Below are 7,973 nucleotides of genomic sequence, written 5' to 3' on the forward strand. Positions count from 1 at the left end.
CTGACATATTACTTCTCTACTTTGATAAACACTGACAAATGTTACTATCTTCGAGGAAGTATAGTGTATGAGAGGATGTTTTAAAAGTTCCGAAAGGTATAATTTGGCTATTCTGCACTGGGTTAGGTGCGAAGAAAAATTAAGGTTTTAGCCATGTAATGAGATGCTTCGCTATGCTAACTATGAGAGCAAAAGACCCTTTTAAAACATCCTCTAAGTAGTAAGTATCAACACAATATTCAAGATTTAGTAATCTTACATCAGTAGTGATTGACTGTGGTGTGTACCAGTTGTAATTCATACTTCAGATAGCTGTTGAGAGAATATTTGCAGTTTAGACTAGCAATTGACTCAAAAATTATTAAAGAAGGTAGATATGCAAACCAAACAGCTTGGTAATTCAGAGCTTAACATTACCCCAATCGGCTTTGGAGCCTGGGCAATTGGTGGAGGTGGATGGGCTTTTGGTTGGGGAGAGCAAGACGACCAAGAATCGATCGCAGCGATCAATAGCGCTCTTGATCTCGGCGTTAATTGGATTGACACCGCAGCTGTTTATGGTCTAGGACATTCTGAAGAGGTTGTTGCGAAAGCGCTCAAAGGTCGATCTAGTCGTCCCTACATTTTTACGAAATGCTCAATGATCTGGGATGAAAAGGGCGAAATTGGTCGCAGTCTCAAAGCGGATTCTGTGCGGCGGGAGGTTGAAGCCAGTCTGCGCCGACTCGATATTGAAACTATTGACCTCTATCAGATTCACTGGCCGAACCCTGACTCAGACATCGAAGAAGGCTGGACAACTCTAGCCAAGCTCAAGGATGAGGGGAAGGTTCGCTATATCGGAGTTTCAAATTTTAATGTACAACAATTGAAACGTATTCAGGAGATTGCACCAGTTACATCATTGCAACCGCCTTATTCACTGGTGAAGCGTGATGTCGAAAAAGAAATTCTGCCTTTTTCTAAAGAAAATAATATAGGTGTGATTGTGTATTCACCTATGCAATCTGGCTTGCTCACAGGGGCGATTACACCTGAGCGAGTTGCTAATTTCCCAGATGATGATTGGCGCAAGAATAGTAGTGAATTTCAGGAGCCACGTCTATCTCGTAACCTGAAGCTAGTCGAGGTGTTGAAACACATTGCTCAACAACACGATCGCTCGCCCGGTGAAGTAGCGATCGCTTGGACTTTAAATAATCCGGCGGTAACTGCGGCGATCGTTGGCGGACGCAATCCCAAGCAGGTGGAAGGAATCATTGGTGCTGGAGAATTTCGCCTCAATCACCAGGAACTAAATGATATTGACACTTTCCTGCGCGAGAATCCATAAAAAAGAAGAATTCAGAATTCAGAATGGGCTAAACCTTAGCTATCCGCTAACAGGAGTCAGAATCAATTAAGTATGGTTTTACACCATGCTTAATTGTCTAGAAGTGGAAGGATTATTGTGGGTAGAGGCAATGTCAGTGAGTCGGCAAGCAACAACTAATCGCCTAGAGAGCTTACCTGCTCAGTTGTTTATCAAGCTGTTTGAACAAGTGATCGCACAATTCACAATTACAACTTATTCCTTGGTTGGTTGAACATCAGCGTTCTATGGGCTTGGTCAAGGCCATTCCTCAACGACATCGGCGCAATGCCTCAAGGTCGCTTTACATCTGGGCTGAGGCTTTAACTTGACACCAATGGCAAGATGCCCACCTTTGCCTACGGGCATTCTTGTCGCCCACTCCATAATAAGTAGTTGAGTACTTTTTTATCCTTTTCCCACCTCTTACAAAAGTAACTTTTGCAAGAGACTCAATGCATACAGCATCACTAAGGAATATGGATTAAATAAAATGCAAAACTTCATCCTGTCTCTAGCCTTTATAAGGAGAGGGATTGAGGGTGAGGTAAGCTAGGAACATAAATTATATGTGGATTATAATGTATCTTGTATGATTATGAAACGCTAAAAAATGACGATTTTTTTAGTCGAATTATGTTTTTTCGGTATCATTACTAATAGATGACTTAATAGTTATATACTCGATAAAACTCACAGGAAACATAATTCCCTGCTTCTTGGTAGGAGGATTCAATGTGTTGAATACTCTGTCCCAAAATCCCTGAATGCCATAGTTTCCATTAAAAGAAGTGTGATGAAGATCGTGAAAATCTGAGGGAATGAAAAATATTGACAAAGAACTATGACCTTCTAGGTTGTAAGCATTGCCTATAACACTCCATGCACATAGTTGAGTGATGTCATACCCAAATATAAAGATAGGCAAAATATCAGCGATCGCAACAATAATATACTCAACAAAACTCTTATGTCCAGCCACAAAACTTGATGAGTCACGAAACTCATGATGTTTAAGATGGATTTTCTGCAACAATCTTGTATGCAAGAGCCGATGGGCAATATAAAAACATAAATCAGCAGCAACTATTCTCATCAAGAACCATCCAAAGTTTAGGAGTAAGCTATTTCCTCTATGAACCTCTGGAGCTAGATATAAAATTATTAATGCTGAGAGAAAAGCTTTAATTTCTCCTATAATGATGCCTTGGAGAGTGAACGAAGGAAATGGTTGATTTTTGATTTTATTGACCCTTGCCGTCAGCTTATCTCTTAAAAAATCATTACTTTTGATTCCTTTTTCAATGAGGATGCCAATACTATAAAATGAGATAGAACTAAGGAGCCAGTACAACAGCACCCGTGTTATAAAGTCGATATCGATATTGTTTAACAGCAAATAGAATACCTGCTGAACAATTGTGCAACTAATAGCAATCTTGAGATAAAATTCGATCTCAAAAAAGAAATTAAAAACTTTTTTCATTTCTTCAATGTACACAAACCAATTGCTGGTATGGCTCCCAAAATAATTGCTGTCAGTCCTTGTCCACTCCAATATAGTATGAGAGTACGGTAAGCTTCTGGAATCAAATTTTGCATAATAAAAAGCAACCAAACCAAAATAGTGATCCAGAAGAAAGAAATTGAGGGTAAAAAATTCCACCACCAAATGTCTGCTGTATATCGTCTCAATACCAGCCATTGACAAATCCCTAGCCAAATTCCAGAGATTATATATGCGATCGCAGATAAAAATCCAAAAATCAAAGTATTCTCAGAAGATGATGAGGCAATGGTTGAAATGTAGTTAATCCAGGCTGTAGAAACACCGTTGGCAATCAGCCAACCTACACTAGTAGCAAATAGCCACTGCCAACCCGGTAAATATCGGTAAAGGACAAGGCTCTGATCGGCGGCGAAAATCATGGCAAATACAATATTACTGAGGCTTCTAACCAAAATGCTCCATGTTTGTGGTTGGGTAGCAATCCCAGGTGAGAGACTTTGGAGAATAATTTTCTCTAAAGCGATACTGGCAACGCCACCCACAACCCATCCGATCAGGGTCATTAAGGTAAACTGAATAAAGAACCTCTGTCGCTGCGATCGCGGAATCAAATACTTTCCTGGATGAGGCTCATTATTAGCAGATGCAACACGATCGGGACTGTCAGAGTCAGTTTGCATAAAAAGTTAGAAGAGTAAGGGAATAGGGAAATCGCGGAGATAGGGAAGCAGGGGAGATAAGGGAGTGAGGGAGATGAGGGAGATAAACAAAACTCCTAACTCTTAACTCCTAACTCAGCACTCAGCACTCCTAACGCCCAATTCTCAATTAAATATTGATTCTTGTTTTACTCTATTTCTTAATCATTAGTCCCTATTTTCCATTCCTCAATCGCCAGTCGCCACTTCCCTAAAGGGATGGATAAGTTGTTTACAAAACATACGAGGGTGCAGTACCAGCAAGATTTACTATTTTCCAGTCAAATCGCTATAATTCTGTTGAGCCAGATAGAGCCAAATATCCTGTGAGTTTTGGGGAAACCAGCCATGCTAGAGTACAACTTGCCAAGGTACTTGCCCTCAGCCGAGGAACTACCAGACTCTGATGAAACGCCTGTGGATAATGAACTGCAAGAATTAATACCGGGCTTGCTGAAGGCAATCCTACTGATACTTTGGTCAGAACGTATGGACTGGCTATTTGCCATAGATATGGGTATTTATTATCACCCCGATAAACCGGCCATAGTGCCAGATGGGTTTTTGAGCTTAGGGGTAGAGCGGTTTTATGATGAGGAATTGCGTCCCAGTTATGTGCTGTGGGATGAAAACGTTGTGCCGATTTTCGTGCTAGAAGTAGTTTCCCAAAATTATCGCAAAGAATACACTACTAAATTAGCTGAATATGAGGCTTTGGGCGTACTTTATTACGTGATTTATTCCTCTCGTCGTCGCCGCAAACCGCATCTGGAAGTACATAAGTTAGTTAATGGTAAGTATGAATTGCAAGAGGGAAACCCCCTTTGGCTACCAGAGATTGGCTTAGGAATTGGTTGCGAAAGAGGAAATTATTGCGGTGTAACGAGGGAATGGATGTATTGGTATGATGAGCAAGGACAACGGTATCTCACGCCCGCAGAACAAGTAAAACAAGAGACACAACGCGCTCAACAAGAGACACAACGCGCTCAACAAGAGACACAACGCGCTCAACAAGAAGCACAACGCGCTCAACAAGAAGCACAACGCGCTCAACAAGAAGCACAACGCGCTGAAGTTGCAGAACAACGGGTACAACAATTGACAGAACAATTAAGAGCGCTGGGAATAGATCCAGATAATCTCGGTTAACTGAAATATTTTGTAATATTTTCAATAAAACTGAACAATCAGGTTTTTCAGATTTATGTATTTGCGATAAGTAGGTAGGCGTAATTAAACATAAAGTAAAATCCTAGTTTGTAGTGAGCGATTCATCGCTCAAAGCAAAGATTATTAGGACTAAAGTCCTTACTACAAACTTTAATTTATTTACATCTAGCTACTTACAGCGAATTGCAATCAAACGTGCCACAACTAAAAGCAATACTGGGCTTTGTTTTAGGATTTATTTTTGTGGCGGGTTTGATCGAAAACTGCTGTAAATCTTAAATCCGGTTTTGCTACTGGAAGCTGTGAGTAAAAAACTATTGCTTTTGATTTTTAGGAATAACGTTCCTGATTCCACTTTTAGCGCTAATACTATCACCTTTATAACGAGGGATGATATGAATGCTGGCGTGCATAATATTTTGACCTGCGGCTCGATTGATATTCATTCCTATATTAAAGCCATCAGGTTCAAATTCTATTTTGATAATTTCTTGTACTTTGTTCACCATAAACCAGCAAGCAGATTGTTCTTTAAATGGTAGTTCAAAATAACTGCAAACATGACGTTTAGGAATAACTAAAATATGTCCTTTACTTATAGGATAGCCATCAAAGATAGCATAAGCGGTTGCTGATTCCGTTAATAGTTTAAGAGTTTTATGGGGATTACAAAATATACAATAATTAGATGAATTTCGCTGATGGTTATAGTGAGTATACTCATATAATTCTCGATGTTCATCTAAGAAAATTGAACGAAAGGGAAGTTTTACAACACACTGATAGGTAGGTTTTTTATGGATATAATGTTCTCGAAATCCTTCTTTTTTAAGATCCCTCCTGACAGCATAATAAACTTTACCTCCTGGTTTTAATAAATGTGATATCTCCATAAGAACATTAGTTTGTTCTTCAGTAAATAAAACATTCAAAACATAAAAGCAAATTATTGTATCAAATTTATTATCAGGATATTCTGGAAAATAATAAGGGTCATAGCCTGTAATATCACAACCTTTCTGGCGCAATATCTTAACATCATTACCAAAGCCGCAACCAAAGTCTAGTATTTTGCCTTGGAGAAGGTTTTGATTTAATAAAAACTGTGCCGGAAATGATAGATAACTTCTTTCGATCGCAGTAAGATGACTGAACTGATTTTTTTGCTGTTTCATAGAATTTTTGGTGCTGATGTCCCAAAATTATTATTCCCAGCATTTCTTCAGGTTATGCGATGTCTACGACGGGCTATGCATCAGGGTCAATACCTAGCTCACGTAACTTAGCTGCTAATATATCAGCACGTTGGCGTTCCTGTTCAGCACGTTGGCTTTCCTGTTCAGCACGTTGGCTTTCCTGTTCAGCACGCTGGCGTTCTTGTTCAGCGCGTTGGCGTTCTTGTTGGGCTTGTTCGCTGCTCCACAACAGCAAATTTCCTTCTGTATCCCACCAGCGCAGCCAATTCATAGTTTGGCACAATCTTTCACCTTGCCAAATTCCGAGAAGTAATTCTAACTCAGGAATCCAAAAGCGTCCATTGCTATCTGCTTGCTGTAAGGTATATTGTCCATTTTGTAAGCACCGTAGTTCTAGACTTGGTTCGTAAGGATCGTAGGTTACGTATGTTGGAACTTGGAGAATTTTTTCGTAATAATAAAGTTTACCGTATGGTGGAGTTGAGCGGACTGATAATTCTCCACCTTCTGTGTCTGAGAGAAATTCCATCACCACAGCCACAGCAGCGCCTTCTAAATTCGGGGTGTAGCTGCGACGAACTACATTTGTTCCCACAGACTGCACTTGAGGGACGTAAAACCAGTCTGGTGCTTTGACAACGATTTTTTTGTTGACTGTGGCTACAAGCCCAAAATTAGAGCCAATCAGCATCTGGGGTTGGATGCGTCCTGTACTTCCCAAAGCATCGGTAAGCGCAGCAGCGATCGCGGGTTGTTGAATATTTTCCACTGGATCGTCTGGTAAAATGAAATCGGCTGGAAGTGCTTCCCAAGTAACAGTTGGTTCTTTTTGGATGGGGTTAACTTGTAGAACCATAAAATTATTCCTAATATCCATGCACAGTTATTAGTTATTTTTAACAAATCTTCAGCTAGCATCGCTTTTAAACTAAAAACCCAGAAATCTGGAAAGATTTCTCAGAGTGGTGTATATACTCGTAGTCAGGCACTTAGCAGGTGTGAGTATGATAGTTGAGTGGTTCACTCTCTGGATAGGTCAAAAAGCGGTTGGATTTCTTGTCAAAACTATTATCAGCGAAGATTTTTTCAAAGATTTAGTCAAGGACTACGCTAAAGATTTTTTCAAACATACCTTTAATAATGCTGTAACCGCGCCCTTCAAGCAAGAACCGCTTCAGAAAGCTGTAGTTATGGCGCTGACAGAATTTTTGCAAGCAATGCAGCAACAGTTAAAGGTTCGTTGCAGACTTTCTGAAGCTGAAATTCAAAATTACGCTGAAGATATCAAGAAATTTATCCGTGATAAGTCGGTTAAAGAAATTCTTGGTCAGGCTTTTGATATTAAATGTGATTCTCTAGATTTTAAAACACTAGCAGATAGTTGGAAAAGACTTCAACTCCAACCTCTACCGCCTAAATTTAACTGGCAAACAATTACAGAGCAGTATCTCATACAAGTCCAAGATATTCTTTCGGATTCAGAAGAGTTACGCTATATCTTGGAACTTCAAAAATTATCCAGTATTGATAAGACTTTAAAAGAAAACGCTGACATTCCCAAGGATTTTAATTTACCGCGATATTTAGAAACTATTCGTGAACGCTACGGCAATCTGAAGTTAGATAGTTTAGATACAGCCCGCGAACATCCGGTAAATTTATGGCAAATGTTTATCCCGCAAAATGTGCGGCAAGTTTATCAGGTTTTACCAGAACTGCCTAAAGAACATCTCCGCAGGCTACAAGAGAGTAATCAATTAGATGCGGAGTTTGAAATAGAAAAGTTTCAAGAAGAAACAGAACGTTATCAACGCAATTATTTTGAACAGCCAATCCGTTCAGTATTAGATGTTATCCGAGATAAGCAACGCAAAAATTATCTAGTTATTTTAGGCGATCCTGGTTCTGGTAAGTCTACATTGTTGCAATATCTGGCGTTGGATTGGGTAGAAAAAACTCTCGAACAGAAGGATTTTAATCTGCCAATTCCTCTGCTGATTGAATTACGCAATTATATGCGCGATCGCAACACAGGTAATTGTAAT

Annotated in this window: 8 protein-coding genes; 4 read left to right on the top strand and 4 right to left on the bottom strand. The window is 39.6% G+C overall.

Annotation, left to right across the window (positions count from 1 at the left end):
- Positions 1–376 precede the first annotated feature (376 nt).
- Together HWQ37_RS18190 and HWQ37_RS18195 are read left to right on the top strand one after the other, a co-directional pair.
- Positions 377–1,333, top strand: a complete 957-nt coding sequence (locus HWQ37_RS18190) for an aldo/keto reductase (RefSeq protein WP_292749370.1) — start codon at positions 377–379, stop codon at positions 1,331–1,333.
- A gap of 85 nt (positions 1,334–1,418) precedes the next feature.
- Positions 1,419–1,586 carry a hypothetical protein gene (locus HWQ37_RS18195; protein WP_292749372.1) on the top strand — a complete coding sequence of 56 codons (168 nt, stop codon included), beginning with the start codon at positions 1,419–1,421 and terminating at the stop codon, positions 1,584–1,586.
- A gap of 399 nt (positions 1,587–1,985) precedes the next feature.
- On the opposite strand, the gene HWQ37_RS18200 is transcribed toward HWQ37_RS18195, so the two are convergent.
- Both HWQ37_RS18200 and HWQ37_RS18205 read right to left on the bottom strand, forming a co-directional pair.
- The gene (locus HWQ37_RS18200) at positions 1,986–2,837 is read right to left on the bottom strand and encodes a sterol desaturase family protein (RefSeq protein ID WP_292749374.1); all 852 of its coding nucleotides are present in this window, start codon (positions 2,835–2,837) and stop codon (positions 1,986–1,988) included.
- The gene (locus tag HWQ37_RS18205) at positions 2,834–3,541 is read right to left on the bottom strand and encodes a hypothetical protein (RefSeq protein ID WP_292749376.1); all 708 of its coding nucleotides are present in this window, start codon (positions 3,539–3,541) and stop codon (positions 2,834–2,836) included. Before HWQ37_RS18205 ends, HWQ37_RS18200 begins: the two co-directional genes overlap by 4 nt.
- Before the next feature lie 366 nt (positions 3,542–3,907).
- Between HWQ37_RS18205 and HWQ37_RS18210 the strand changes: the two genes are divergently transcribed.
- Positions 3,908–4,711, top strand: a complete 804-nt coding sequence (locus HWQ37_RS18210) for a Uma2 family endonuclease (protein ID WP_292749378.1) — start codon at positions 3,908–3,910, stop codon at positions 4,709–4,711.
- Positions 4,712–5,046: 335 nt separating this feature from the next.
- Here the strand turns inward: HWQ37_RS18210 and HWQ37_RS18215 are convergent, their stop codons facing one another.
- Positions 5,047–5,907 carry an HIT family protein gene (locus tag HWQ37_RS18215; RefSeq protein ID WP_292749380.1) on the bottom strand — a complete coding sequence of 287 codons (861 nt, stop codon included), beginning with the start codon at positions 5,905–5,907 and terminating at the stop codon, positions 5,047–5,049.
- Positions 5,908–5,980: 73 nt separating this feature from the next.
- Positions 5,981–6,784 carry a Uma2 family endonuclease gene (locus tag HWQ37_RS18220; protein ID WP_292749382.1) on the bottom strand — a complete coding sequence of 268 codons (804 nt, stop codon included), beginning with the start codon at positions 6,782–6,784 and terminating at the stop codon, positions 5,981–5,983.
- A 148-nt stretch (positions 6,785–6,932) separates the two neighbouring features.
- On the opposite strand from HWQ37_RS18220, the gene HWQ37_RS18225 reads away from it, so the two are divergent.
- Positions 6,933–7,973 (top strand): NACHT domain-containing protein (locus tag HWQ37_RS18225; protein ID WP_292749384.1); only part of this gene is annotated, 1,041 nt, incomplete at its 3' end.

Source organism: Nostoc sp. NMS4, assembly GCF_017115095.1.
GTDB lineage: Bacteria > Cyanobacteriota > Cyanobacteriia > Cyanobacteriales > Nostocaceae > Nostoc.